General features: G+C 66.6%; 20 protein-coding genes. 9 read left to right on the forward strand and 11 right to left on the reverse strand.

Annotated elements, in window-relative coordinates; all coding sequences use genetic code 11:
- Positions 1-5: 5 nt before the first annotated feature.
- Together dnaE and ASD15_RS09150 are read left to right on the forward strand one after the other, a co-directional pair.
- Positions 6-3551, forward strand: a complete 3546-nt coding sequence (gene dnaE, locus ASD15_RS09145; protein ID WP_057154570.1) for a DNA polymerase III subunit alpha — start codon at positions 6-8, stop codon at positions 3549-3551.
- A gap of 113 nt (positions 3552-3664) precedes the next feature.
- The gene (locus tag ASD15_RS09150) at positions 3665-5005 is read left to right on the forward strand and encodes a DUF4214 domain-containing protein (protein ID WP_157200869.1); all 1341 of its coding nucleotides are present in this window, start codon (positions 3665-3667) and stop codon (positions 5003-5005) included.
- A gap of 14 nt (positions 5006-5019) precedes the next feature.
- Here ASD15_RS09150 and ASD15_RS09155 read toward each other — a convergent pair whose 3' ends face one another.
- The gene (locus tag ASD15_RS09155; RefSeq protein ID WP_057154536.1) at positions 5020-5265 is read right to left on the reverse strand and encodes a DUF6139 family protein; all 246 of its coding nucleotides are present in this window, start codon (positions 5263-5265) and stop codon (positions 5020-5022) included.
- Positions 5231-6223: a DUF535 family protein gene (locus ASD15_RS09160; RefSeq protein ID WP_057154537.1), complete on the reverse strand. Its 993-nt coding sequence runs from the start codon at positions 6221-6223 to the stop codon at positions 5231-5233. Before ASD15_RS09160 ends, ASD15_RS09155 begins: the two co-directional genes overlap by 35 nt.
- 195 nt (positions 6224-6418) lie before the next feature.
- On the opposite strand from ASD15_RS09160, the gene ASD15_RS09165 reads away from it, so the two are divergent.
- The gene (locus ASD15_RS09165; RefSeq protein ID WP_057154538.1) at positions 6419-8005 is read left to right on the forward strand and encodes an ATP-binding protein; all 1587 of its coding nucleotides are present in this window, start codon (positions 6419-6421) and stop codon (positions 8003-8005) included.
- A 4-nt stretch (positions 8006-8009) separates the two neighbouring features.
- Positions 8010-8612, forward strand: coding sequence for a response regulator transcription factor (locus ASD15_RS09170; protein WP_057154539.1), 603 nt, complete (start codon positions 8010-8012; stop codon positions 8610-8612).
- A 56-nt stretch (positions 8613-8668) separates the two neighbouring features.
- Here the strand turns inward: ASD15_RS09170 and ASD15_RS09175 are convergent, their stop codons facing one another.
- Positions 8669-9622: a glycosyltransferase family 2 protein gene (locus ASD15_RS09175; protein WP_082551699.1), complete on the reverse strand. Its 954-nt coding sequence runs from the start codon at positions 9620-9622 to the stop codon at positions 8669-8671.
- Between the two features lie 310 nt (positions 9623-9932).
- Here ASD15_RS09175 and ASD15_RS09180 point away from each other — a divergent pair, with 310 nt between their 5' ends.
- The 3 genes from ASD15_RS09180 (at position 9933) to ASD15_RS09190 (ending at position 13593) form a co-directional block, all read left to right on the forward strand.
- The gene (locus ASD15_RS09180) at positions 9933-10937 is read left to right on the forward strand and encodes an O-antigen ligase (RefSeq protein ID WP_162249889.1); all 1005 of its coding nucleotides are present in this window, start codon (positions 9933-9935) and stop codon (positions 10935-10937) included.
- Between the two features lie 11 nt (positions 10938-10948).
- Entirely contained in the window at positions 10949-11998 is a 1050-nt protein-coding gene (gene waaF / locus ASD15_RS09185; RefSeq protein ID WP_057154571.1) for a lipopolysaccharide heptosyltransferase II, read from the forward strand.
- A gap of 62 nt (positions 11999-12060) precedes the next feature.
- Positions 12061-13593: a sensor domain-containing diguanylate cyclase gene (locus tag ASD15_RS09190; protein ID WP_057154541.1), complete on the forward strand. Its 1533-nt coding sequence runs from the start codon at positions 12061-12063 to the stop codon at positions 13591-13593.
- A gap of 129 nt (positions 13594-13722) precedes the next feature.
- On the opposite strand, the gene rng is transcribed toward ASD15_RS09190, so the two are convergent.
- The 8 genes from rng to ASD15_RS09230 form a co-directional block, all read right to left on the reverse strand.
- Entirely contained in the window at positions 13723-15186 is a 1464-nt protein-coding gene (gene rng, locus ASD15_RS09195) for a ribonuclease G (protein ID WP_057154542.1), read from the reverse strand.
- A 43-nt stretch (positions 15187-15229) separates the two neighbouring features.
- Positions 15230-15850 (reverse strand): nucleoside triphosphate pyrophosphatase, encoded by a 621-nt coding sequence (locus ASD15_RS09200; protein WP_057154543.1) that lies wholly within the window; start codon positions 15848-15850, stop codon positions 15230-15232.
- A 19-nt stretch (positions 15851-15869) separates the two neighbouring features.
- On the reverse strand, positions 15870-16340 hold the full coding sequence (gene rlmH / locus ASD15_RS09205) for a 23S rRNA (pseudouridine(1915)-N(3))-methyltransferase RlmH (RefSeq protein ID WP_057154544.1): 471 nt from the start codon (positions 16338-16340) through the stop codon (positions 15870-15872).
- Positions 16341-16349: 9 nt separating this feature from the next.
- The gene (gene rsfS, locus ASD15_RS09210) at positions 16350-17084 is read right to left on the reverse strand and encodes a ribosome silencing factor (protein ID WP_057154545.1); all 735 of its coding nucleotides are present in this window, start codon (positions 17082-17084) and stop codon (positions 16350-16352) included.
- Positions 17084-17746: a nicotinate-nucleotide adenylyltransferase gene (locus ASD15_RS09215; RefSeq protein ID WP_057154572.1), complete on the reverse strand. Its 663-nt coding sequence runs from the start codon at positions 17744-17746 to the stop codon at positions 17084-17086. The genes rsfS and ASD15_RS09215 overlap by 1 nt, the downstream gene beginning before the upstream one ends.
- Positions 17747-17769: 23 nt before the next feature.
- On the reverse strand, positions 17770-18681 hold the full coding sequence (gene hemF / locus ASD15_RS09220; RefSeq protein ID WP_057154546.1) for an oxygen-dependent coproporphyrinogen oxidase: 912 nt from the start codon (positions 18679-18681) through the stop codon (positions 17770-17772).
- Positions 18682-18767: 86 nt separating this feature from the next.
- On the reverse strand, positions 18768-20036 hold the full coding sequence (gene purD / locus ASD15_RS09225; protein WP_057154547.1) for a phosphoribosylamine--glycine ligase: 1269 nt from the start codon (positions 20034-20036) through the stop codon (positions 18768-18770).
- 67 nt (positions 20037-20103) lie between these two features.
- Positions 20104-20829: a YebC/PmpR family DNA-binding transcriptional regulator gene (locus tag ASD15_RS09230; protein WP_057154548.1), complete on the reverse strand. Its 726-nt coding sequence runs from the start codon at positions 20827-20829 to the stop codon at positions 20104-20106.
- Between the two features lie 185 nt (positions 20830-21014).
- On the opposite strand from ASD15_RS09230, the gene ASD15_RS09235 reads away from it, so the two are divergent.
- Positions 21015-23519: an alkaline phosphatase gene (locus ASD15_RS09235; protein ID WP_057154549.1), complete on the forward strand. Its 2505-nt coding sequence runs from the start codon at positions 21015-21017 to the stop codon at positions 23517-23519.
- Positions 23520-23823: 304 nt separating this feature from the next.
- Complete coding sequence (locus ASD15_RS09240) at positions 23824-24741, forward strand: DMT family transporter (protein ID WP_057154550.1); 918 nt, start codon at positions 23824-23826, stop codon at positions 24739-24741.
- The last annotated feature ends 4 nt before the right edge of the window (positions 24742-24745 follow it).

Here is a 24745-nt window from a genome sequence, read left to right on the forward strand (position 1 = left end):
TGAACATGATGGTAATCGAACAAGATGGCGGCGCCGTAGCCGCTGCGCCTCAACCGCAGGGTCCGGCTTTTGTGCACCTGCGCGTGCACTCGGAGTACTCCATCGTCGATGGCCTGGTGCGCATCGATGACCTGATCGCCACCGCCGCCAAGGACAAGCAGGCGGCGCTCGCGGTCACCGACCTGGGCAACCTGTTCGGCATGGTCAAGTTCTACAAGTCCGCGCGCGGCAAGGGCATCAAGCCGGTCATCGGCTGCGAAGTGTGGATCACCAATGACGACAACCGCGAAAAGCCCTCGCGCCTGCTGCTGCTGGCAAAAAACCGCATGGGCTACCTGCAGCTGTGCGAACTGCTGTCGACCGCCTGGCTCACCAACCAGTACAAGGGCCGCGCCGAGATCCGCACCGAATGGCTGGCGGAGCGCGCCAGCAAGACCTACGAGCTGCTGCCCAACGAACGCACCGACAACGGCCTGATCGCGCTGTCCGGCGCGCAGTACGGCGACATCGGCGCGGCCATCGACAACGGCAACCTGGAGCTGGCCGAGCGCCAGGCGCGCAAGTGGGCCGCCATCTTCCCCGGCCACTTCTACGTCGAGATCCAGCGCGCCGGCCAGGCCAACCAGGAGGCGCAGGTGCGCCATTCGGTGGCGCTGGCGGCCAAGCTGGGCCTGCCGGTGGTGGCTACGCACCCGGTGCAGTTCATGTCGCCGGACGAGTTCATCGCGCACGAGGCGCGCATCTGTATCGCCGACGGCGAAATGATCGCCAACGCCAAGCGCGTCAAGCGCTACAACGAGCAAATGCGTTTCCTGACGCAGGCCGAAATGGGCGCGCTGTTCGCCGACCTGCCTGCCGCGCTGCAAAATTCGGTGGAAATCGCCAAGCGCTGCAACGTCACGCTTACCTTGGGCAAGCCGCAGCTGCCGAACTTCCCGACCCCGCCAGGCATGACCATCGACGAGTTCCTGGTGGCCGAATCGAAGAAAGGCCTGGAAGCGCGCCTGGAGCACCTGTATCCGGACCCGGTCAAGCGCGAGGCCGAGCGCCCGCGCTACGAGGCGCGCCTGAAGTTCGAGACCGACACCATCTGCAACATGAAGTTCCCCGGCTACTTCCTGATCGTGGCCGAGTTTATCCAGTGGGCCAAGGAAAACGGCGTGCCGGTGGGACCGGGCCGGGGTTCGGGCGCCGGCTCGCTGGTGGCGTACGCACTGCTGATTACCGACCTGGACCCGCTGAAGTACAACCTGCTGTTCGAGCGTTTCCTGAACCCCGAACGCGTATCGATGCCCGACTTCGATATTGACTTCTGCCAGGAAGGCCGCGACCGCGTGATCCAGCACGTGAAGGACTTGTACGGCCACCACGCGGTGTCGCAGATCGCCACCTTCGGTACCATGGCGGCCAAGGGCGCTATCCGCGACGTGGGCCGCGTGATGGACTTCGGCTATATGTTCTGCGACGGCGTGTCCAAGCTGATCCCGTTCAAGCCGGGCAAGCCGGTCTCGATTGCCGAGGCGATCGAGGAAGAACCGATGCTGAAGGAGCGCCAGCAGAACGAGGAGGAGGTGCGCCAGTTGCTGGACCTGGCGCAGCAGGTGGAGGGCATCACCCGCAACATCGGCATGCACGCCGGCGGCGTGCTGATCGCCCCCGGCAAGCTGACCGACTTCTGCCCGCTGTACACCCAGGGCGGCGACGGCGGCGTGGTGTCGCAGTACGACAAGGACGACGTGGAGGCCGTGGGCCTGGTGAAGTTCGACTTTTTGGGCTTGACCACGCTGACCATCCTGGACCGCGCGGTGAACTACATCAAGGATCTCGATCCGGCCATGGCGGACTTCGACCTGGCCAAGCTGCCGCTGAACGACCGCCCGTCCTACGAGCTGCTGACCAAGGCCAAGACGGTCGCCGTATTCCAGCTTGAGTCGCGCGGCATGCAGGGCATGCTGAAGGACGCCCGTCCCGACCGTTTCGAGGACATCATCGCGCTGGTGGCGCTGTACCGTCCGGGCCCGATGGACCTGATCCCCGACTTCTGCAAACGGAAACACGGCGAACGCTTCGACTATCCCGATCCGCGCACCGAGTCCATCTTGTCCGAAACCTACGGCATCATGGTGTACCAGGAGCAGGTGATGCAGATGGCGCAGATCGTCGGCGGCTACTCGCTGGGCGGCGCCGACATGCTGCGCCGCGCGATGGGTAAGAAAAAAGCCGAAGAGATGGCCGAGCACCGCGAGATCTTCCGCGCCGGCGCCGCCAAGGATGGCTTGAGCGCCGAGAAGGCCGACGAGATCTTCGACTTGATGGAAAAGTTCGCGGGCTACGGCTTCAACAAGTCGCACGCCGCCGCCTACGCGCTGCTGTCCTACCACACGGCCTACCTGAAGGCGCACCACCCGGCCGCGTTCATGGCAGCCAACATGTCGCTGGCCATGGACGACACCGAGAAGGTGAAGATCCTGGTCGAGGACTCGATCGACATCTGCGGCCTGACCGTGCTGCCGCCGGACATCAACAAGTCGGCCTACCGCTTCCGTCCGGACGGCGAAGCGCCTTCGGTCACCGGCAAAAAAGTCACGCAGATCCGCTACGGCCTGGGCGGCGTGAAGGGCGCCGGCCAGAACGCCATCGAAGCCATCATTGCCGCGCGCGAGTCGGGCGGGCCGTTCGTCAGCCTGTTCGACTTCTGCAAGCGGGTCGACAAGAAGCAGATCAACCGCCGCACCATCGAAGCGCTGATCCGTTCGGGCGCGTTCGACTGCCTGGGCGTGGACCGCGCCGTGCTGCTGGCCTCCGTCACCTTCGCCATGGAGTGCGCGGACCAGGAGGCCAAGGCAGCCAACCAGGTGTCGCTGTTCGGCGGCGACGATTCCGACCTGGTGGCGCCGCCCGAGTACGTGAAGGCCGCGCCGTTCACCGACCGCCAGAAGCTGGCCGAGGAAAAGATCGCGCTGGGCTTCTACCTGTCCGGCCACATGTACGACTCCTACGCGCAGGAGGCGCGCCGCTTCTCGCGCACCAAGCTGTCCGACCTGGAGCCGTCGCGCGAGCCGCGCATGATGAGCGGCGTGATCACCGGCATGCGCCCGCAGATGACGCAGCGCGGCAAGCTGTGGATCGTCACGCTGGACGACAAGACCGCCGTGGTGGAGGTGACCGTGTACAGCGAGGTGTTCGACGAGAACAAGCGCATGTTCAAGGACGACGAATTCCTGGCCGTGGTGGGCAAGGTGTCGGAAGACCGCTTCTCGGGCGGCCTGCGCATCTCGGCCGAGAAGGTGTACGACATCATTGCCGCGCGCAGCCAGTTCGGCCAGCAGTTCGGCTGGACCATGCCGACCACGGTGGCGCCGGCCAAGCTGCAGGAAGTGCTGGCGCCGCACCGCGACGCCAACGGCCTGCCGGTGGCCATGCGCGTCAAGCCGCAGGGCGTGGACTGCGTGGTGCAGCTGGGCGAGGAGTGGCGCGTGGCGCCGTCGGATGCGCTCAAGCTGTCGTTGGAGCAGGTGCTGGGCGCGCGCGAAGTGGCGGTGGAGTACTAGCATTGAGCCCATTTGGCATGCCGGGTGTAAATCACAGTATTAAGTAATTTACAATTGACAAGGTCATGGCCCCGGGAAATACTGTGGGCCAGATCAATTCATTCCCTTCCACCATGGCAACTGTTAACGAAGCAACCAAGGCCCCGCTGACTGGCTACAACCATATCGACGCCCTGCTCGATAACGGGCCCGGCTGGAACTATGTGATGCCGTCCGCCGGCAACGTCATCAGTTACACCTTCTCCACCGCGAGCGGCATGCAGACAGGCAATAACAGCCTGCGCGGCGCGCCGTCCGCCTTCTCCTTTGCCCAGCAGGCCGCCACGCGCGACACGCTGGCCTACGTCAGCCAGGTGACCGGCATCCGCTTCCAGGAAACCGGCGTCGGCAGCGACGCCCAGGTCCATTTCAGCAATGCCGACCTCACCGAGCCGCAGTATTCCGGCCTGTGCAGCTGGAACGTGGAATATTCCTATATGCCCGACAACCAGCTGGCCGACTTCAAGCCGGGCGCCTATATCTACCTCGACAATGTGCAATGGGGCAGCCAGAACGCCAGCCTGAACGGCGGCCCGGGCGGCGAGACGCTGTTGCATGAGATCGGCCACATGCTGGGCCTGAAGCATCCGTTCGAGGGCGCCATCCAGCTGCCGTCGGATACCGACAGCACGGCCTACACGCTGATGTCCTACACCGACGCCGGCGGACCGTATACGACGTACAGTCCGTACGACCTGGCGGCCTTGAACTGGTTGTATGGCGGCGATGGCCTGGGCGGCGCGCTGGGCATCAACTCGGTGCGCGGCGGGCGTTATCTGACCGGCACCGCCGGCAACGATACGCTGACGGCCGGCGGGGCCAATGACAGGCTGGAAGGGGGCGGCGGCAACGACGTCCTGAACGGCGGCGCCGGCATCGACAGCGCCTATTTCGCCGGCGGCAGGGCGGGCCACAGCGTGGCCGTGGCCAACGGCGTGGTGACGGTGACGGACCTGCAGGGCAGCGGCGGCAGCGACACGCTGAGCGGCGTGGAGCGGTTGAACTTTGGCGGCGCGTCCTACGCGGTCGATATCGCCGGCAACGGCGGCAAGGCCTACCGCATCTACCAGGCGGCGTTCGACCGAGCGCCCGATTCGGTGGGCCTGGGCTTCTGGCTGAAGGCGCTGGACGACGGCGTAACGCTGCGCCAAGTGGCGAACGATTTCATCGGCAGTCCCGAGTTCGGCAAGCTGTACGGCACCAACGTGAGCAATTTCGACTTCATCACGCGGCTGTACAGCAACATCCTGCACCGCACGCCGGACCAGAGCGGCTTTAACTTCTGGCTCGACGCGCTGAACGGCAATGTGACCACCCGGGACGCCATCCTGGCCGATTTCAGCGAGAGCCCGGAAAACCAGGCCCAGGTGATCGGCGCCATCCAGAACGGCTTCGAGTACACGCCTTACGGCTAAGCGCAGGGCTGAGCTTAGCCCTGCGGCGGCCTGGCGTCTTTCACGCTGGTGATGGCATAGCCCTTGGCGCCGATTTGCTGGTGTGGCCGCTCAATGTGGAAATCGGGCAGGGCATCGGCCCCGTCGTCCACTTCCAGCGCCAGGCTGGCGGCCTGCCAGTCGGTGTTGATGGCTTCCTGGGGAATCGGCTTGCCTTCCGGCACAGCCAGGTAGGAAAACAGGCCGTCATGTTCCGCTCGTCGGTAGATATCCAATCGCATTGCATCCTCCCGGGGTGGTAACCAGCTCGATCGCCAGTTCTGTTGCCAGCACACTTGCCGGCTCGCTGGCCGGCGCTCGTGCTGCGATTCTACCGCGCTCGCGCGGGATCGGCGCGCCGCGCTGCGCAAAGTTTTCCACCACGGCGTCGGCCACGCCGGCCAGCAGCTCGTGGCGCTTGCGCGCCTCCGAGCGCTTCTTGGACGCAATTTCATCCAGCAGCGGCGCCTGCAGCGGGCCGCAGGCCAGCGCGTAGTCGCCGTCGGCGCGCCGCTGCGCGCCCATTTCCAGCCAGAAGGCGTTGTAGTCGGCGTGCACGCGTCCCTTGCGGATTTGCTTGAGCACGGCGCGGTTGTCATTGCCCACCAGCAGCACCTGGCTGCAGCCATAGGCATAGCCGAGCTGCTGCACCAGCCGCAGCAGCAGCTGTTTCGGGCGCAGGCCGTGCAGGTCGCGCGTGGCGGCGCGCGCCAGCTCCAGGCCGGCGCCGCACTGCGGCCCTTGCAGGCAGCCCACGCCCACGCTGGCCGCGCTGGACTGCGATCCGTCGGCCAGGAAGGAGAACGCCACCGAATACACCAGGGTGGCGCCGCAGCGCAACTGCAGCACCAGTTCGCCCTCGCGCTCCATCGGCACGATGGCGCGCAGGTCCACCTGGTAGGCGGCGCCGGACTTGCCTTCGAAGCTGGCCAGCACCAGCGGGCCGCGCACGGCGTGCGCCACGGTGTCGGCCAAGCCGTGCTGCAGCACGAAGCGGTAGTGGGAAGCCAGCGCCGCCAGCCGCTGCGGGCGGTCCAGGCGGCTGCTCAGGTAGGGCCGGTAAATCTTGTGCAGCAGGCGCGGCTGCAAATGCGCCAGTTCGCGCAGCGCGCCATGTGAATTGAGCAGCTGCAGCCAGCCGCGCGTGAGCAGCGGATGGGCCAGCGCGCGCGCCTGCAGCTTGACGGCGGCGCATGCCATTGAGGGAAGGGATTTCCGTTCCAGCCCGGCGCGGAGGGTGATAGCCTGCATGTTGTTCGGTGCTCCAATTGGGTAGTGCGGGAGTGATAAAGGCGGCGTGGGCTGGGCCGTAGGAAACAGTGCGTTACAATCAGAAATATTAGCCGTGGCATAGCACACTGACAATTGGCGGATCAGCTTAGGGGGAACACTTACATGGCGCAGCGCGGGGCGGGATGGGCAAGCTGGCACGGGCTGGTGTTTCTGGCTTTGTACCTGCTGCTGGATTGGCTGACCTATGTCGACCCTTTGTACGGCCTGAACATCACGCCCTGGAATCCGGACCCGGCGCTGGGCCTGGTGTACTGGCTGCGCTACGGAAAAAAAGCCGCGCTGCCGTGGTTCGCGGCCTTGCTGCTGGGTGACGTCTGGCTGCGCGGCATGCCGGCCGGGGCGCTGCATACCTTGCTGGGCGCGCTCAGCCTGACGCTGGGCTACGGCTTGATCGGCGAAGGCTTGCGGCGCAATTTCAGCACCAGCGCCATGTTCGACAACCGCGACCGGCTGCTGACCTGGCTGGCGGCGGTGGCGGCCGGCACCCTGCTCAACGCGGTGGCCTATGTGGCGCTGCTGTCGTCGGCCGGCTTGATCCCGGCCGGGCAGGGCGCGCTGGCGGTGTGGCGCTTTGCCATCGGCGACGTGGTAGGCGTGATGGTGTCGATGCCGCTGATCTGGATGCTGGCCGGCGAGGACAGCCGCTCGCGGCTGCGGGCCGCGGCGTGGCGCTGGGAAACCCTGGGCTATCTGCTGCTGGCCATCTGCATGCTCACGGCCGTGTTCGGCCACATCGCGCGCGCCGAGTTCAAGCATTTCTATCTGCTGTTCCTGCCGGTGATCTGGGCCGCCGCCCGCCAGGGCGTGTACGGCGCCGCGCTGATCGTGTTCACGCTGCAGCTGGCCATCGTCACGCTGGTGCGCTGGACCAACACGGTCGACCTCGAGGTGGCCGAGCTGCAATTGCTGGACGCGGTGCTGGCGCTGGTGGCCTTTTTCATCGGCATCGTGGTCGACGAGCGGCGCCAGGTGGCCGACGAGCTGAAACACACGCTGCGGCTGGCGGCGGCCGGCGAAATGGCGGCCGCGCTGGCGCACGAGCTGAACCAGCCGATGACGGCGCTGTCAGCCTACGGCAAGGCCTGCGAGCACCTGCTGGAGCGGGGCGAGACGGGCGAACTGCTGAAGGGCGCCATCCAGCGCATGGTGATCGAATCGGGCCGCGCGGCCGAAGTGGTGCGGCGCCTGCGCGACTTTTTCCGCACCGGCGCGCTGCGCCTGGAGCCGGTGCCCGCCAGCACGCTGCTGGCGGCCATCACGCAGCAGTTTTTCAGCCAGTGCCGCGAGCAGGGCGTGGAACTGGCGGTGGCGCAGGCGCCGCCGGTGACGGTGCTGGCGGACCGCATCCAGGTGGAACTGGTGCTGCGCAACCTGCTGGCCAACGCGCTCGATTCGGTGGCCGCCTGTCCGCCGGGCCAGCGCCGCATCACCTTGTCGGCGCGCGCGCTGGACGGCGCGCGGCTGCGCATCACGGTCGAGGACAGCGGCGCCGGGGTGTCCGAGGCGCTGGCGCGGCGCCTGTTCGAGCCTTTCGTGTCGACCAAGTCCAGCGGCCTGGGCCTGGGGCTGGTGCTGAGCCGCGCCATCATCGAAGCGCATGGCGGAAAACTGTGGGCCGAAGTGGCCGGCCACGGCATATTCCGCTTTATACTTCCGGCGCTGGAACTGGAAGGCGAATCTGGAGAATAGTGGCATGGACCTGACTGTATTTATTGTCGATGACGATCCCGCCGTGCGCGACGCGCTGGGCCTGTTGCTGGGCGTGCGCGGCTACCGCACCGCCGTGTTCGCCAGCGGCGAAGCCTTGCTGCAGGCCTGGCGGCCGGAGTGGGCCGGCTGCCTGGTGATCGACATCCGCATGGGCGGCATGGACGGCCTGGCGCTGCAGCAGCGCCTGGCGCAGCTGGGCAACCGCATCCCCATCGTCATCGTCACCGGCCATGCCGACGTGGCGCTGGCGCGCGCCGCCTTCAAGGCGCGCGCGCTGGATTTCCTGGAGAAGCCGTTCGACGACGCCAAGCTGGTGGCCGCCATCGACGAAGCGTTTTCGTCCGAGGCGCGCCAGCGCAGCCAGACCCGCGCGCGCGAAGGCCACCGCGCGCTGCTGCGCGAACTGACGCCGCGCGAGCGCGAAGTGATGCAGCTGGTGGTGCTGGGGCGGCATAACCGCGAGATCGCGCCGGCGCTGGGCATCAGCGTGCGCACGGTGGAAGTGCACAAGGCGCGGCTGATGGGCAAGCTGGGCGTGGGCAATGTGGCCGACCTGGTGCGCATCGCGCTGCAGGACGACGCGTAGCGGCGGTGTAGCGGGGGGCGGTGCAGCGGCGGCGCGGCGAACGCGGCTTGGCAGGCTCAGGAATTGCTGGCTGCGGCCAGGTTGGTGGGGGCGTTGGTGGGCAAGGTGTCGTTGGCCGGCGCGGCCGGGCGCTGCGTGCCGCTGGGCGTGGCGGCCGGCGCGCCAGCCGGCGCCGGGACCGGCGACACCGCCGGCGGCTGGCGCAGGCCTTGCACCGCGCGCACCGTCTTGTCGGCCGCGCGCTGCAGCACGATGTGGCGGTTGCGGTCTTCCAGGCTGCGCTCGTTTTCCTTGTGCCACAGGTGGTAGACCTCGGTGGCGAACGCGCCTTCCTTGCGCATCACGCCGGCGTTGAACAGGCGCACCACCAGGTCGGAATCCTCGTGGCCCCAGCCCTGGAAGCTCTCGTCGAATCCATTGACGGTATCGAGGTCGCTGCGCCACACGCCCAGGTTGCAGCTCTTGATGCGGCGCCAGCTGAAGCGGCGGCTTTCGCGGCCCACATCGGGCAGGGTCAGCACGGTTTGCAGGAATTTGTTCAGGTCGCCGGTCAGGCGCAGTTTCAGCTTGTCCCACAAGGTCAGGCCGCGCAGGTTGATGCGCTCGGCCAGCAGGCGCAAGGTGTAGCCGGGGCTGAGCAGCACGCGGCTGCCGGTCACCAGGTAGCCCGGCTTGGCCAGCTTGCGGTGCTGGCTGATGAAGCTCGGCTGCGGCATGCAGTCGCCGTCCAGGAACACGATGTAGTCGCCGCTGGCGGCCAGGATGCCCTGGTTGCGCGCGCGCGCGGCGCGGAAACCCTTGTCGGGCTGCCATACATGCAGCAGCGGCACCGGCGAACGGCGCTTCAGATTCTCCACGCACTGGCGCGTGTTGTGGGTGGAGCCGTCATCAGCGATAATGATTTCGAATTGATTATCGTCCTGGCAGAAGCAGGCCTCCAGCACTGCCGCCAGGGCGTCGGGCCGGTTGTAGGTCGTGATGATGACAGAAATTTTTGACGCTTGTTGCATGAAGTGGATGCTGCCTGTGCTGATTTTGCAAGAATAAGCTCACAAAACATTAATGAATAAATCTTTTACAAAAAAAAACATTCTGCAAGACAACGCACTATCTTATCTCATCCACAGTCTGATTTTCCTGCTGCCCGCCTTGACGCTCATCACGCGATGGGGCGTCAGCGCCATCGGGTTTGCCTTCCTGCTGGCCGGTTGGTACTGCTGGCGCACTGCGAAACCCGGCTTTTTGCGTCATCTTACTGAGGTTCGTCTCGTTTTAACAGCGTTTGCTGCCAGTTTCGCCTTTGCCCTGGCGGGTCTATTGTTGCATCCCGACATACAATTGCGCGCACTGGAGAAACCGGCGCGCATTTTCTTTTGCGTTACCGTACTGCTGGCTGTGCTGGCGTGCCGTCCGCGCCGCAAGGCGCTGTGGTGGGGCCTGATTGCCGGCACCATGGGCGGCGCCGTGTTCATTTGCTACCAGCGCTGGGGCCTGGGTATCTCGCGCCCCGGCGGCCTTATTAATTCTATAACATTTGGCGATATTCAGCTCTGTATGGGCATGATGTGCCTGGCTGCGGTGCTCGACTTCAAGGGCCGGCAGGCGGCATGGCCGGCGCTGGGCGCGCTGGCCGGCCTGCTCGGCTCGGTGGCCACCGGCACCCGGGGCGGCTGGATCGCGGTGCTGTTCGCCATCTTGCTGTTCATCAAATACGGCCACTTCCTGCGCAGCCGCGCTTCCAAGCTGCTGGCGGCGCTGGTGCTGCTGCTGCTGGTGAGCACTTACTTCGTTGAGCAGACCGGTACCCGCGAGCGGGTCCAGCAGGGTTTGCAGGATGTGACCTCCTACTTCGACGGCGGCCGTGAAGACACCAATGTCGGCATCCGCCTGGAGCTATGGAAGGGCGGGCTGGCGCTGGCTGCGCAGCATCCGTGGCGCATTTCCAGCACCAAGGAGATCCAGGCCGAGCTGGCGCGCGACGTGGCCGCCGGCCGTTTGCAGCCTTTCGTGCTGCAAGCCGAGCACTTCCACAGCGACATGGTGCACGTGCTGGTGTACGGCGGCATCCCGGGCCTGCTGGTCTATTTGTTCAGCATACTGGCGCCGTTCCTGTTCTTCCTGCGCATCTTGCGCACCCATGAGTCGGCCAGCCCGGCCGTCACCGCCCCGGCGCTGGCCGGCCTGCTGCTGGTGATCGGCTATTTCAGCTTCGGCCTGACCGAAGTTATTTTCTGGTCCATACTGAGCACCATGTTCTATGTACAGATGCTGTTCCTGCTGATGGGCTTTTGCCTCAACGCGCAGGACGAGGGACATGCGCGATGAGCGCCGTGCCGATGCCGCGCACCCTGGTCATTTCGCCCAACTGGATCGGCGACGCCGTGATGGCGCAGCCGCTGCTGGCGCTGCTGCGCGCGGCCCATCCGGAGCGTCCCATCGACGTGCTGGCGCCGCCTTCGGTGGCGCCGGTGTGGCGCCAGATGGCCGAGGTGGACCAGGTGCTGGAAACCCCGTTCCGCCACGGCCCGCTGCAACTGCGCGAACGCTGGCGCTATGCGCGCCAGCTGAGCAAGCGCGGCTACGCGGCCGCCTACGTGCTGCCCAACACGCTCAAATACGCGCTGATCCCGTGGCTGGCCGGCATCCGGCAGCGGGTCGGCTACAAGGGCGAAAGCCGTTACGGCCTGATCAACGTGATGCACTTCGACGACGTGCCGCCGCGCCCCATGGTGCCGTTCTACGCGGCGCTGGCGCGCGCGCCGCAGGCGCCGCTGCAGCCGGTGCCGCGGCCGGTGCTGCAGGTGAGCGCCGAGCAGATCGCCGCCGCCTGCGCGCGCGCCGGGCTGGACCCGCAGCGCCCGCTGGTCGCGTTCGCGCCCGGCGCCGAATTCGGCTCGGCCAAGCGCTGGCCCGCCACCCATTTCGCCGGCCTGGCGCAAGCCATTGCGGCGGCGCACCCTCAGGCGCAGATCGCTTTGCTGGGCTCGCCGAAGGACAAGGAAGCGTGCACCCAGCTGGCCGACGCCGCTGTGGCCGCAGCGGCCGCGCAGGGCGTGCCGGCGCCGGCGCTGTTCAACCTGGCCGGCGCCACCAGCCTGGCCGAGGCGGTGGCGCTGATCGCCCACGCCGGCGCCGTGGTCAGCAACGACTCCGGCCTGCTGCACATCGCCTCCGCGCTGAACCGGCCGGTGATCGCCATCTACGGGCCCACCGATCCCGGCCACGCGCCGCCGTTTGCCGACGTGGCCGCGTCCATCTCGCTGCGGCTGGCGTGCGCGCCCTGCAAGCAGCGCGAATGCCCGCTGGGCCACCACGACTGCATGCAAAAGATCGCCCCGCAACAGGTGTGGCAGACCTTGCAGCCGATGCTGGCGGCTCATCCGTGAGTGCGGTATAAAGACAGTTGCCGCCGGCCGGCTGCGGCCCGGCGGGCGTCCATAGGATGGCTATGCTGAAGCGGCTTCCGATTACTTTCTGGGCCACCGTGTTCGTCGCCGTGGTCTGCCTGTCTTTGCTGGCGATCGACGGCTGGCGCAGCCTGAACGCGCGCGGCGAGCTGCTGGCCGCCTCCGAGCGCGCCACCGCCAACCTGGCGCGTTCGATGGCGCAGCACGCGGACGACACCATCACCGCCGCCGACACCGTGCTGCTCGACATCGTCGAGCGGATCGAAAGCGACGGCGGGCTGGCGCCCGACGCGGTCAGCCAGCAGCGATTGCACCGGCTGATGGTGGCGCAAGTGGCGCGCCTGCCGCAGCTGAACGGCCTGTTCGTGTACGACGACGCCGGACGCTGGGTGGTCAATTCGCGCCCGGTGATGAACCTGGCCTACAACAACGCCGACCGCGAGTACTTCGAATACCACCGCACCCACAGCGACAGCGGCCCGCACATCGGCGTGCCGGTGGTGAGCCGCTCCACCGGCAAGTGGATATTGCCGGTGTCGCGCCGCCTGAAGCGCCCGGACGGCAGCTTCGCCGGCGTGGCGCTGGCCACCATCGAGCTCGACTACTTCGACCGCTTCTACCGCAGCCTGGACGTGGGGCAGCGCGGCGCGGTGGCGCTGCTGCACAAGGAAGGGACCATGCTGGTGCGCCGGCCGTTCGACGAAAACCGGGTCGGGGTGAGCATCGTCAACACGCCCATCTACCGCCAGTTCAGCGCCTCGCGCCAGGATGGCGGCGGTTCCTTCCGCTCCACCCAGGACGGCGAACTGCGCCTGAACAGCTACCGTGTGCTGGAGCGCTATCCGCTGTTCGTGACGGCGGCCCTGTCGCGCGACGAAGTGCTGGAAGGCTGGCGGCGCGACACCCTGCTGCACTCGTTCGGCGTGCTGCTGCTGGCCCTGCTGCTAGGGCTGTTTGGCAAGCGCCTGATCCAGCAGATGGAGCTGCGCCTGCAGGCCGAGCAGGAACTGCTGCAGGCGCGCGACGCGCTCGAAAGCCTGAACCGCACGCTGGAAAAGCTGGCGCTGCAGGACGGACTGACCGGGCTGGCCAACCGGCGCCAGTTCGACGTCACCCTGGGCAAGGAGTTCGCCCGCGCCGGGCGCGACGGCAGCGAGCTGGCCTTCATCATGCTGGACGTGGATTGCTTCAAGCAGTACAACGACCTGTACGGCCACAGCGCCGGCGACGACTGCTTGCGCGCGATCAGCAAAACCATCCGCGCGCAGACGCCGAAGCGGCCGGGCGACCTGGCCGCACGCTACGGCGGCGAAGAAGTGGGGGTGCTGCTGCCGCAGACCGGCGTGGCCGGCGCGCAGGCGGTGGCCGAGCGCATCCGCAAGGCCATCGAGGAGCTGCGCATCCCGCACGCGGGCGGCCCGGCCGGGGTGGTCACCGTCAGCGCCGGCGTGGCCGCGCTGGTGCCGCAGCCGGGCAGCGGCCCGTCCGCCGCCACCGCGCTGGTGGAAGCGGCCGACCAGGCCCTGTACGCCGCCAAGGCGGCCGGCCGCAACCGTGTGCACTGCGCGGCCTGATTTGTTGGGAAACTTTGCCCCGGCCGTATCGGCATAAGGTGCTGAACGCCGCCGGCACGGCCAGGGTGCCAGCGGGGATGCAGTTAAACAGGGAGCGCGCGTTGATCGTGAATTTCCAGTAGCTTTAATTCACATCAAAATCACGTCGTACTGTTCCTGGTGGTAGGAGTTCTCCACCTGCAGCGAGATTTTCTTGCCGATGAAGTCGCCCAGCATGGCCAAGTGCTGGGATTCCTCTTCCAGGAACAGGTCCACCACCTCCTGCGAGGCGAGGATGCGGAATTCGCGCGGGTTGAACTGCTTGGCTTCGCGCAGCAGTTCGCGCAGGATTTCGTAGCAGATGGTGCGCGAGGTCTTGACCTGGCCCTTGCCGGCGCAGGCCGGGCAGGGCTCGCACAGGATGTGGGCCAGCGATTCGCGGGTGCGCTTGCGCGTCATCTCCACCAGCCCCAGCGCCGAGAAGCCGCTCACCGATACCTTGGTGCGGTCGCGCGCCAGCGTCTTTTTCAGCTCCAGCAGCACCGCCGCGCGGTGCTCGGCGTTTTCCATGTCGATGAAGTCGAGGATGATGATGCCGCCCAGGTTGCGCAGCCGCAGCTGGCGCGCGATCGCGTGCGCCGCTTCCAGGTTGGTCTTGAAGATGGTGTCGGCGAAGTTGCGCCCGCCCACGAAGCCGCCGGTGTTGACGTCGATGGTGGTCATGGCCTCGGTCTGGTCGACGATCAGGTAGCCGCCGGACTTGAGGTCCACGCGCCGGCCCAGCGCACGCAGGATCTCTTCCTCCACGCCGTACAGGTCGAACAGCGGACGCTCGCCGGTGTAGTGCTGCAGGCGCGGCAGCACGCTGGGGGTATAGGTCTTGCCGAAGTCGGTCAGCGCGATGTAGTTCTCGCGCGAGTCCACCTGGATGGTGGCGGTTTCGTCGTGCACGAAGTCGCGCAGCACGCGCTGGGCCAGGCTCAAGTCCTGGTGCAGCAGGCTGGTGGCGGGCAGGGTGCGCGCACCGTGCGTGATGGCGCCCCAGGTCTTGCGCAGGTAGTCGACGTCGGCCGCCAGGTCGGAGTCGGACGCGTCCTCGGCCTGGGTACGCACGATGTAACCGCCTTTTTCCTCGGCCGGCAGCAGCGCCTGCAGGCGCGTGCGCAGCGATTCGCGCTCGCTTTCCTTCTCGATCTTCTGCGACACGCCAATGTGGTTGTCCTGCGGCAGATACACCAGCATGCGGCCGGCGATCGAAATCTGCGTCGACAGGCGCGCACCCTTGGTGCCGATCGGGTCCTTGATCACCTGCACCGTCAGCACCTGGCCGTCGAACAGGATCTTCTCGATCGGGGTGGGGGCGGCGTTCTGGCCGTCGTGCGGGCGGGCTTCCCAGATGTCGGCCACGTGCAGGAAGGCGGCCCGTTCCAGGCCGATGTCGATGAAGGCGGACTGCATGCCCGGCAGCACCCGCACCACCTTGCCCGAATAGACGTTGCCGGCCAGGCCGCGCGTCAGGGTGCGCTCGATGTGCAGTTCCTGCACGGCGCCCTGCAGTATCAGGGCGACCCGGGTCTCTTGCGGGGTGATGTTGATGAGGATGTCTTCGTTCATGTGGTGCTGCCGCTGTTGTGTTGAACAAAGATCATACACGCCCTCAGGGCAACGGCAAACCTGCCTGGCGCAGCAATTGCGCCGTTTCGTACAGCGGCAGGCCCATGATGCCCGAATGGCTGCCTTCGATATGCTCGACAAACAGCGAGGCCAGGCCCTGGATGCCGTAGCCGCCGGCCTTGTCGTAGGGTTCCTGGGTGGCGCAATAGGCCTGGATGGAGGCGGGCGAGAGCTGGCCGAAGCGCACGTCGGACACTTGCGTGACCTGCAGCGCCAGGCCGTTGTGGTGCACCGCGATGGCGGTCATCACCTGGTGGGTGCGGCCCGACAGCTGCTCCAGCATGGCCACCGCTTCGGCATTGCTGGCCGGCTTGCCGAGGATGGCGCCGTCCACCGTGACGGTGGTGTCGGCCGCCAGCACCGGGCGCGACACCAGGTGGCGGCGCTGCACCAGGTTCCACGCGAAGGCCGCCTTTTCAGCCGCCACGCGGCCCACGTAGTCGTAGGCCTGTTCGCCCGGCAGCACCTCTTCGGTGACGTCGGCGCCGCGCGGGCCGTCGCTGCGCAGCAGCAGCAGTTCGAAATCGACGCCGATCTGGCGCAGCAACTCGCGCCGGCGCGGACTCTTGGAGGCCAGGTAGATCTTCTTGTCGACCGGTTTCATGGTTGATGCCTTCACCGTTCTAGACGCGATGATAAGGGTGGTTCTGCGTGATGGTCCACGCGCGGTACAACTGCTCGGCCAGCATCACGCGCACCATCCCGTGCGGCAGCGTCATGCTGGAGATGCGGATCAGGCCTTCGGCTTTGGCCTTCAGGGCCGGGTCCAGCCCGTCGGCGCCGCCGATCAGGAAGGCCGTGTCGCGCCCGTCCTGCTGCCACAGTTCCAGCTGCTGGGACAGGCCGACGCTGGTCAAGTCCTTGCCGCGCTCGTCGAGCGCGATGATGCGCACCGACTTGGGCAGCGCCGCCTCGATGCGCTCGCGTTCCAGCGCCATCGCGGTAGCGGCGGTCTTGCTGCCGGAGCGCTCCACCGGCTTGATTTCCTTGAGCACGATGCGCAGCTCGGGCGGCATGCGCTTGGTGTACTCGGCGAAGCCGGACTCGATCCAGGCCGGCATCTTGTGGCCGACCGCGGCAATAATCAGCTGCACTGAACCACCTTACTCGGCAGCGGCTTTTTTCAGGCGCTTGATGACCGTCTTGGCCGGCGCTTCGGCGGCCGCCTTCAGCTTGGAGGCGACCTTGGCCTTCTCTTCGCGGTTGGCCTTGGTCGACGCGGTCAGCGACTTGGTGGCGCCCACTTTGATCTTCTTGCCTTCCGGGATGGACGGATCGATCGCCGGGGCGGCGGCCTTCTTGCGTGGCTTTTTGGCCACGGCGTCGTCGGCGGCTGCCGCTTTCGGCTTGGCCTTGGTCACGCCGGGCTTGCGCGCGGCAGGGGCCTTCTTCTCGATGACCGGCTCGGCGGCCTTCTCGGTCTTGCCGGCGGCCAGGTGGCCGGACACTTTCTTCGGCGCGGCAGCTTCGGCGCCTTCGGTGGTGGACTTGCGCTTGGCCGCGCCCAGTTTCACCGGCTTGTCGCCCCAGATCTCTTCCAGGCGGTAGTAAGCGCGGATCGGCGCCTGCATGATGTGGACGATCATGTCGCCCAGGTCGACCAGCACCCATTCACCGGTGTCCTCGCCTTCCATGCCGATGACGTCGCCGCCGGCGGCCTTCACCTTGTCGCGCACCGAAGCGGCCAGCGCCTTGGTCTGGCGGTTCGAGGTGCCGGACACGATGGCGATGCGGTCGAACAGGCTGGTCAGGTGGGTGGTGTCGAACAGCGCGATTTCCTGGCCTTTGACATCTTCCAGGGCGTCCACGACGAGGGTTTGCAGTTTTTTAATATCCATTATTCTTTGTAAAGATTATGTTGTTCAATATAGTCTAGCACCACCGGCGGAATAAGTAAGGCTGGCGAGACTCGCCCATTTCCGCGTTGTAATGCCGCACGAATGCCGGTGGCTGATATATCCAGCGCCAAATCGGGCGCCATGCACGTCAGTCCAGACGGCGATTTTCCTATTTGCTCCGGCGCAGCCGCGCGCCGGGCGAATTCTTGTGCCACTGCCGGGGGCAGGGCGTCCAGCCGGAAGCCGGGGCGGGCCGCCACGCACAGGTGGGCCAGCCCGAACAGCGCCTGCCAGTCATGCCAGGTGTCCAGCCGCTGCAGCTGGTCGGCGCCCATCAGAAAAGCGATGGAGGCCTGCGGCCCCAGTTCGGCGCGCAGCCCGCGCAGCGTGTCCACCGTGTAGGTCGGCCGGCCGCGTTCCAGCTCGCGCCGGTCCACCGTCACCGGAAAGGGCTGGCCGGCGAAGGCCAGTTCCACCATCTCGGCGCGCTGTGCCGGCGTGGCCTTGAGCGCCGCCTTCTGCCACGGCAGCGCCGGCATGACGATCAGCTCGTCGGCCTGCAGCAAGCGCATGAAATGCGCCGCCAGCGCAACATGGCCTTCATGTACCGGATCGAATGTGCCTCCCAGCAGGGCGATGCGGCGGGCCGGGACGGGCTGCATGGCCTCAGGCACGCGCTTGTGCACTACGCCAGCCAGTCGCGGTGCGGCAGGAAGTCGGTGTACAGCGCCGCTTCCGGCGAACCGGGCTCGGGATGCCAGTCGTAGCGCCATTTCACGATCGGCGGCATCGACATCAGGATGGCTTCGGTGCGCCCGCCGGACTGCAGGCCGAACAGCGTGCCGCGGTCGAAGACGAGGTTGAATTCGACGTAGCGGCCGCGCCGGTAAGCCTGGAAGTCGCGCTCGCGGTCACCGTATGGGGTGTCCTTGCGGCGCTCCAGCAGCGGCAGGTAGGCGGCCAGGAAAGCGTCGCCCACGCTGCGCACCATGGCGAAGCTCTGCTCGAAACCGGCGGCGTTGAAGTCATCGAAGAAGATGCCGCCCACGCCGCGCGCTTCCTTGCGGTGTTTCAGGTAAAAATACTCGTCGCACCAGCGCTTGAAGCGCGGGTGCAGGTCATCGCCATAAGGCGCCAGGGCGCCGGCGCAAGTCTGGTGGAAATGGCGCGCGTCCTCCTCGAAGCCGTAGTACGGCGTCAGGTCCATGCCGCCGCCGAACCACCACACCGGCGTGCCGTCGGCCGCGGTGGTGCTGAAAAAGCGCACATTCATGTGCACCGTGGGCGCGTACGGATTGCGCGGATGCAGCACCAGCGACACGCCGGTGGCCTCCCACGCGCGTCCGCCCAGTTCCGGGCGCGCCGCAGCGGCGGACGGCGGCAGGGCCGCCCCCATCACGTGCGAGAAATTGCAGCCGCCGCGTTCCAGCACATTGCCCTCTTCCACCAGGCGCGAAATGCCGCCGCCGCCTTCCGGGCGGTCCCACGCGTCGCGCAGGAAGGGCACGCCGTCCAGCTGCTCCAGCGCCTGCACGATGCGGTTCTGCAGGTCGAGCAGGTAATCCTTGACGGCGGCAGGGGAGGGCGAAGACGACATCGTGCGGTGGGGAAAAAGTGGAAGGGGAGGATTGTACCATCCCGGGAGGGGCCGGGGTCAGACCCGCTGGGCCTGGCCCCGGAATTTCAGTGCTTCAGGCCACGCCAGCCGATGTCGCTGCGGTACTGCATGCCGTCGAAGTGGATCTTGTCGACCGCCTCGTAGGCCTGCTTCTGCGCCATCTTGATGCTGTCGCCCAGGCCCACCACGCACAACACGCGGCCGCCGTTGGTCACCAGCTTGCCGTCCACATGCACGGTGCCGGCGTGGAAGGTGACCGATTCCGGCGTTTCGGCCGGGATGCCGTCGATGATGTCGCCCTTGACCGGGCTGTCCGGGTAGCCGGCGGCGGCCAGCACCACGCCCACGGCGGTGCGGCGGTCCCATTCCAGTTCCACCGCGTCCAGCGTGCCGTTGACGGCATGTTCCATCACCGTCAGCAGGTCCGTCTTCAGGCGCGACATGATGGGTTGCGTTTCAGGGTCGCCCATGCGGCAGTTGAATTCCAGCGTCTTCGGGTTGCCGGCCGCGTCTATCATCAGGCCGGCGTACAGGAAGCCGGTGAACGGGATGCCGTCCTTGTGCATGCCGGCGATGGTCGGGTTGATGATCTCGCGCATCACGCGCGCATGCATGGCCGGGGTCACGATCGGGGCCGGCGAGTACGCGCCCATGCCGCCGGTGTTCGGACCCTGGTCGGCGTCCTGCAGGCGCTTGTGGTCCTGCGAGGTGGCCAGCGGCAGGATGTTCTTGCCGTCGCACATGACGATGAAGGACGCTTCCTCGCCGGCCAGGAATTCCTCGATCACGATGCGCGCGCCGGCGTCGCCGAAGCGGTTATCGGCCAGCATGTGGTCCACCGCCTGGTGCGCTTCTTCCAGCGACATGGCCACCACCACGCCCTTGCCGGCAGCCAGGCCGTCGGCCTTGATGACGATGGGCGCGCCCTTGGCGTCGATGTAGGCGTGGGCCTGTTTCACGTCCGAGAAGGTCTGGTATTCTGCGGTGGGGATGCCGTGGCGCTGCATGAAGGCCTTGGCGAAGTCCTTCGACGATTCCAGCTGGGCCGCTTCGCGGGTCGGGCCGAACACCTTCAGGCCGCGCGCGCGGAACAGGTTGACGATGCCGCCGGCCAGCGGGGTTTCCGGGCCGACCACCGTCAGCGCGATGTGCTCGTTCTCGCAGAACGCGGCCAGCTCGTGCAGGTCGGTGATGCCGATGTTCTGCAGGCGCCCGTCGAGCGCAGTGCCGCCGTTGCCGGGGGCGACGTACACCATCTGTACGCGTTCCGATTGGGCCAGTTTCCAGGCCAGGGCGTGTTCGCGGCCGCCAGAGCCGACTACCAAAATTTTCATAGGACCGTTCCGAATGTAAAACTGGGGAGCGGCCCTGCGGCCGCCGTGAAATACGGGGAGGCCGCGATCAGTCTTCGATCAGGGCGTTGAAATAGACTTCCTGCACATCGTCCAGGTTTTCCAGCGCGTCGAGCAGCTTTTGCATCTTGGCCGCGTCATCGCCGGTAAACACGGTCTCGGTGGCCGGTTTCATGATGATCTCGGCCACTTCGGCCTTGAAGCCGGCCGCTTCCAGCGCGTCCTTGACGGCGGAGAAATCGTGCGGGCCGCAGATGACTTCGAAGCCGCCTTCCTCGTCGGCGACCACGTCCTCGGCGCCCGCTTCCAGCGCCGCTTCCATCAGCTTGTCCTCGTCCACGCCGGGCGCGAACAGGAACTGGCCGCAATGCTTGAACATGAAGGCCACCGAGCCCTCGGTGCCCATGTTGCCGCCGTATTTGTTGAAGGCGTGGCGCACTTCGGCCACGGTGCGCACGCGGTTGTCCGTCATGCAGTCGACGATGATGGCAGCGCCGCCGATGCCGTAGCCCTCGTAGCGCACTTCCTCGTAGTTGGCGCCGTCCTCGCCGCCGGTGCCGCGCGTGATGGCGCGCTGCACGTTGTCCTTGGGCATATTGGCGTCGGCCGCCTTGTCCACCGCCAGGCGCAGGCGCGGGTTGGTGGCGATCTCGCCGCCGCCCATGCGCGCCGCCACGGTGATCTCCTTGATCAGGCGCGTCCAGATTTTGCCGCGTTTCGCGTCCGTTGCAGCCTTTTTATGCTTGATATTGGCCCATTTGCTGTGTCCAGCCATGTTCAATCTTCCTTCGACGGTATGCCAGTGAGGCCGGTATTTTAGCATAAGGTCACTTTTCACCCGCCGCCGACGTGACCTTTGTGGCTCGCCGGGTCACCTAATTTAGGCCCCCGCTGTCACCGCCGTGAAATAAGTTTTTGCTAAGCTTTCCGTCCAAACTATATTTTGTAGGCGGAAACAAAATGGATAGACGGCAGTTCTTGAAATTCGGCGGCTTCATCACCGTATCGGCAGCCACCGGCGGCCTGGCAGGCTGCGGCAGCGGCGAGTATGTCGAGCCCGGCCTGCCGCCCGCCACCGGCAGCAGCTGGAAATTCCCGCAAAGCGTGGCCTCCGGCGATCCGCGCGCCGACAGCATCCTGTTGTGGACCCGCGTGGTGGCGTCCGCCCTCGACCCGGTGGCCACGGTGGCAGCCGGCGAGGACGTGGTGCTGCGCCTGCTGGTGAGCAGCGAGGACAACAGCAAAGCCATCGGCACGCCCGCCGCGCTGGCCGGCAGCCTGCTGGTCAACATCAAGGTGGCCGCCCAGGCGCAGTACGACAACACCATCCGCCACAAGCTCACCGGCCTGCAGCCCAACACCACCTACTACTACCAGTTCGCCGCCGGCGAGGTGCGCTCCAACGTGGCGCGCTTCAAGACCGCCCCGGCGGCCGGCGCCAGCGTGGCGCAGCTGCAGTTCGCCTACCTCACCTGCCAGGACTGGAGCATCAACCACTGGGGCGCGCTGGGCCACATCGCCGCCAACGAAACCCTCGACTTCATCATCCACCTGGGCGACTACATCTACGAGACCGTGGGCGAGAGCTTCCAGGTCGGCTCGGTGGAAACCCGGCACGACGCGCTCAAGCTGCCCGACGGCACCTACAAGAGCGGCAGCAGCGGCGCCAAGTACGCCAGTTCGCTGGCCGACTACCGCTACCTGTACAAGAAATACCGCACCGACACCCGGCTGCAGGCGGTGCACGAGCGCTTCGCCTTCATCGCCATCTGGGACGACCACGAATTCTCGGACGACGGCTGGCAGGACACGCAAACCTACGACAGCCAGGCCGGCGCGCTGGACGTGCACGCGCCGCAGCGGCGCCGCAACGCCAACCAGGCCTGGTTCGAATACATGCCGGCCGACGTCAGCCTGGACATGAGCGGCACCGGCTTCCAGAACATCCAGATCTACCGCGACTTCCAGTTCGGCACCCTGATGCAGCTGGTGATGACCGACCAGCGCCTGTACCGCGCCGACCACGCCATCCCTGAATCGAGCCCCAATCCCGCCACCGGCGCGCCGCTGGGCAGCGTGGGCACGCGCTACATGGTGGCGCAGGACATCTACAACGGCGCCGAAGCGGCCAAGATCGCCGCCGCCGGCAAGGCCGGCAGCGACCCGCTGACCCTGGTAAGCATGCTCGGCAACACCCAGCGCGCCTGGTGGATGGACAAGATGAAGTCCGCCAGCGCCACCTGGAAGCTGTGGGGCAACGAAGTGTCGCTGCTGCGCATGGGCCTGAGCGGCACCGACGCCATCGCCACCCTGCTGGCGCTTGGCGCCGTCATCCCGCTGGCCGGCTCCATCGGCAGCACCGCGCCGCTGGCCGGCGGCAGCGTGCCGCTGGCCTCCGCCATCGTGGCTGCCACCACCGCAGGCGCCGCGCCGGCGCAAGCGCAGGCCGGCGCCGGCGCCATCGCCACGGCGGCCGCAGCCGGCAAGGACACCAGCGCCCAGATCGGCGCTGCGGCCGCCGCCGGCCTGGGCGCCGGCGCCGCCAGCGTGGCTGTCGCCGCGTTCGGCGCCGCCAGCAATGCCCTGGCAGCCGGCGGCACGTCCGCCGCAGCCGCCGCGGCAGCAGCGCAATTCATCGCCTTTGGCTGGATCAAGCCCGACATCATCGCCAAGAAAGTCGAATCGCCCTACGTGACCTCGTCCGGCAAGCAAGCCGCGCTGGCGCCATACTTCCGCCGCTTCCTGCTCAACTGCGACCAATGGGACGGCTACAACGGCGAGCGCAAAGCGCTGATGGCGCATTTGAAGGCCAACAGCGTGGCCAACGTGGTCGCGCTGACCGGCGACATCCACTCCTTCTTCGCCGGCGCTGTGCACGACGACTACGACGCGGCGGGCGGCGGCACGCCGGTGATGGTGGACCTGGTATCGGCTGGCATCAGCTCCGACTCCTTCTTCACCTACCTGAAGGACGCCGCCGCCAGCCTGGGCGACCTGGCCACCCTGGTCTCGTACCCGTTAAGCTTGCCGGTGCCGGGTTTGGGGAGTGTCGGCATCAGCGTCAACCTGCTCGACTACACCATGGGCAAAGCCGCCCCGACGCTTGACAGCCTGCTCGACCAAGTGCGCGTGCAACTGCGTGGCGCGCTGGCGCGCAGCCTGCCCGAAGCGCAGCTGGACGCGACGGTGGCGGCGCTGCTGGCCGGCCTCAAAGCCGACAGCGGCTTCGTCGGCCAGCTACTGCCGCTGGCCCAGCAGCTCGCCGGGCTAGGCAACAATCCCTGGCTCAAGCACCTCAACACCGACGCCCAAGGCTACACGGTGGTCACGCTTACGCCCGGCAAGCTGGTCGCCCAGTTCAAGCAAGTGAACAAGCTCGTCGGCGCCGCCGCCCCCGCCACCGTGATCGCCCGCACCACCACCGCCACCGTCACCGCCGGTGCTCCAACTGTCACCATCAGCTAACTCCCACACAGCCTGAGCCGCATTTCCCCCCACTCGGGGTCAGACCCCGAAGTCTCAAAAATGCGGCTCAGCTCGCTTTCCGGGACCGGCGTCATAGGGCGGACTTAGAACAGGCGTGCGGCCGGACGCAGTGAGGCTTGTCGGTGAGCATGCTTCGGCGTGCCATGCGGCCATTTTTGCGCTGGCAGCCTGAGCCGCACTGACCCCACTTCGGGGTCTGACCCCGATGTTGTGACCCCGATGTTGGGGGATGTGGCTCAGGCTGCTGTCAGCGGGATTCGGGCTTTGGCTTTACAATCGCAAGATGGATAAAAGCGCAATTGCCCCGGCTCAGCCTTCTTTGCACCGGTCCGCCTATCTGGGCGGACTTGCTATCGCCGTCGGCGGGGCGGTGCTGTTTTCTACCAAGGCGGTGGTGGCAAAGCTGCTGTACCGTTACCAGATCGATGCGGTGACGCTGATTGCGTTCCGCATGATTTTCTCGCTGCCCGTGTTCGCCGCCGTGGCGCTGTGGAAGATGCGCACCGAGGCGCCGCTGTCCAAGGCGGACCGCTGGCGCCTGGTCGGCCTCGGACTGATCGGCTATTACCTGTCGAGCTTCCTGGATTTTCTCGGCCTGCAGTACATCTCCGTCGGCCTGGAACGCCTGATCCTGTTCCTGACGCCGACCTTCGTCCTCATCATTTCCACGCTGTTTCTCAAGCAGCACATCAGCCGCAAGCAGTGGCTGGCGCTGGCGCTGTCCTACGCCGGCATCGTGCTGGTGTTCCTGCACGACCTGAAGGGCGGCGGGCCGAACGTGGCGCTGGGCTCCATGCTGGTGCTGGGCTCGGCCAGCTCCTATGCGCTGTATCTGCTGTTCTCGGGCGAGATGGTCAAGCGCCTGGGCTCGCTGCGCCTGGTGGCGTACGCCATGTGCGTGTCCAGCGTGGCCTGCATCGCGCAGTTCTTCGTCCTGCGCCCGGCTGCGCTGCTGATCCAGCCGGCGCCGGTGTACTGGCTGTCGCTGGTGAACGGCATCTTCTGCACCGTGCTGCCGGTTTTCATGACCATGATCGCGGTGCAGCGCATCGGCGCCGGCACGGCCTCGCAGGCTGGCATGATAGGCCCGGTCTCCACCTTGTTCCTCGGCGCGCTGATCCTCGGCGAGCCGGTCACCGATTGGCAGCTGGGCGGCACCGCGCTGGTGCTGGCCGGGATATATTTGCTGTCGAAAAAGTAGCCCT

It is taken from the genome of Massilia sp. Root351 (assembly GCF_001425045.1).
Classification (GTDB): Bacteria; Pseudomonadota; Gammaproteobacteria; order Burkholderiales; family Burkholderiaceae_D; genus Rugamonas.

What these genes read in the sequence shown, in the direction of transcription:
- dnaE (WP_057154570.1), top strand. Translation starts at nt 6, where the DNA reads ATGATGGTAATCGAACAAGATGGCGGCGCCGTAGCCGCTGCGCCTCAA.
- ASD15_RS09150 (WP_157200869.1), top strand. Translation starts at nt 3,665, where the DNA reads ATGGCAACTGTTAACGAAGCAACCAAGGCCCCGCTGACTGGCTACAAC.
- ASD15_RS09155 (WP_057154536.1), bottom strand. Translation starts at nt 5,265, where the DNA reads ATGCGATTGGATATCTACCGACGAGCGGAACATGACGGCCTGTTTTCC.
- ASD15_RS09160 (WP_057154537.1), bottom strand. Translation starts at nt 6,223, where the DNA reads ATGGCATGCGCCGCCGTCAAGCTGCAGGCGCGCGCGCTGGCCCATCCG.
- ASD15_RS09165 (WP_057154538.1), top strand. Translation starts at nt 6,419, where the DNA reads ATGGCGCAGCGCGGGGCGGGATGGGCAAGCTGGCACGGGCTGGTGTTT.
- ASD15_RS09170 (WP_057154539.1), top strand. Translation starts at nt 8,010, where the DNA reads ATGGACCTGACTGTATTTATTGTCGATGACGATCCCGCCGTGCGCGAC.
- ASD15_RS09175 (WP_082551699.1), bottom strand. Translation starts at nt 9,622, where the DNA reads ATGCAACAAGCGTCAAAAATTTCTGTCATCATCACGACCTACAACCGG.
- waaF (WP_057154571.1), top strand. Translation starts at nt 10,949, where the DNA reads ATGCCGCGCACCCTGGTCATTTCGCCCAACTGGATCGGCGACGCCGTG.
- ASD15_RS09190 (WP_057154541.1), top strand. Translation starts at nt 12,061, where the DNA reads ATGCTGAAGCGGCTTCCGATTACTTTCTGGGCCACCGTGTTCGTCGCC.
- rng (WP_057154542.1), bottom strand. Translation starts at nt 15,186, where the DNA reads ATGAACGAAGACATCCTCATCAACATCACCCCGCAAGAGACCCGGGTC.
- ASD15_RS09200 (WP_057154543.1), bottom strand. Translation starts at nt 15,850, where the DNA reads ATGAAACCGGTCGACAAGAAGATCTACCTGGCCTCCAAGAGTCCGCGC.
- rsfS (WP_057154545.1), bottom strand. Translation starts at nt 17,084, where the DNA reads ATGGATATTAAAAAACTGCAAACCCTCGTCGTGGACGCCCTGGAAGAT.
- ASD15_RS09215 (WP_057154572.1), bottom strand. Translation starts at nt 17,746, where the DNA reads ATGCAGCCCGTCCCGGCCCGCCGCATCGCCCTGCTGGGAGGCACATTC.
- hemF (WP_057154546.1), bottom strand. Translation starts at nt 18,681, where the DNA reads ATGTCGTCTTCGCCCTCCCCTGCCGCCGTCAAGGATTACCTGCTCGAC.
- purD (WP_057154547.1), bottom strand. Translation starts at nt 20,036, where the DNA reads ATGAAAATTTTGGTAGTCGGCTCTGGCGGCCGCGAACACGCCCTGGCC.
- ASD15_RS09230 (WP_057154548.1), bottom strand. Translation starts at nt 20,829, where the DNA reads ATGGCTGGACACAGCAAATGGGCCAATATCAAGCATAAAAAGGCTGCA.
- ASD15_RS09235 (WP_057154549.1), top strand. Translation starts at nt 21,015, where the DNA reads ATGGATAGACGGCAGTTCTTGAAATTCGGCGGCTTCATCACCGTATCG.
- ASD15_RS09240 (WP_057154550.1), top strand. Translation starts at nt 23,824, where the DNA reads ATGGATAAAAGCGCAATTGCCCCGGCTCAGCCTTCTTTGCACCGGTCC.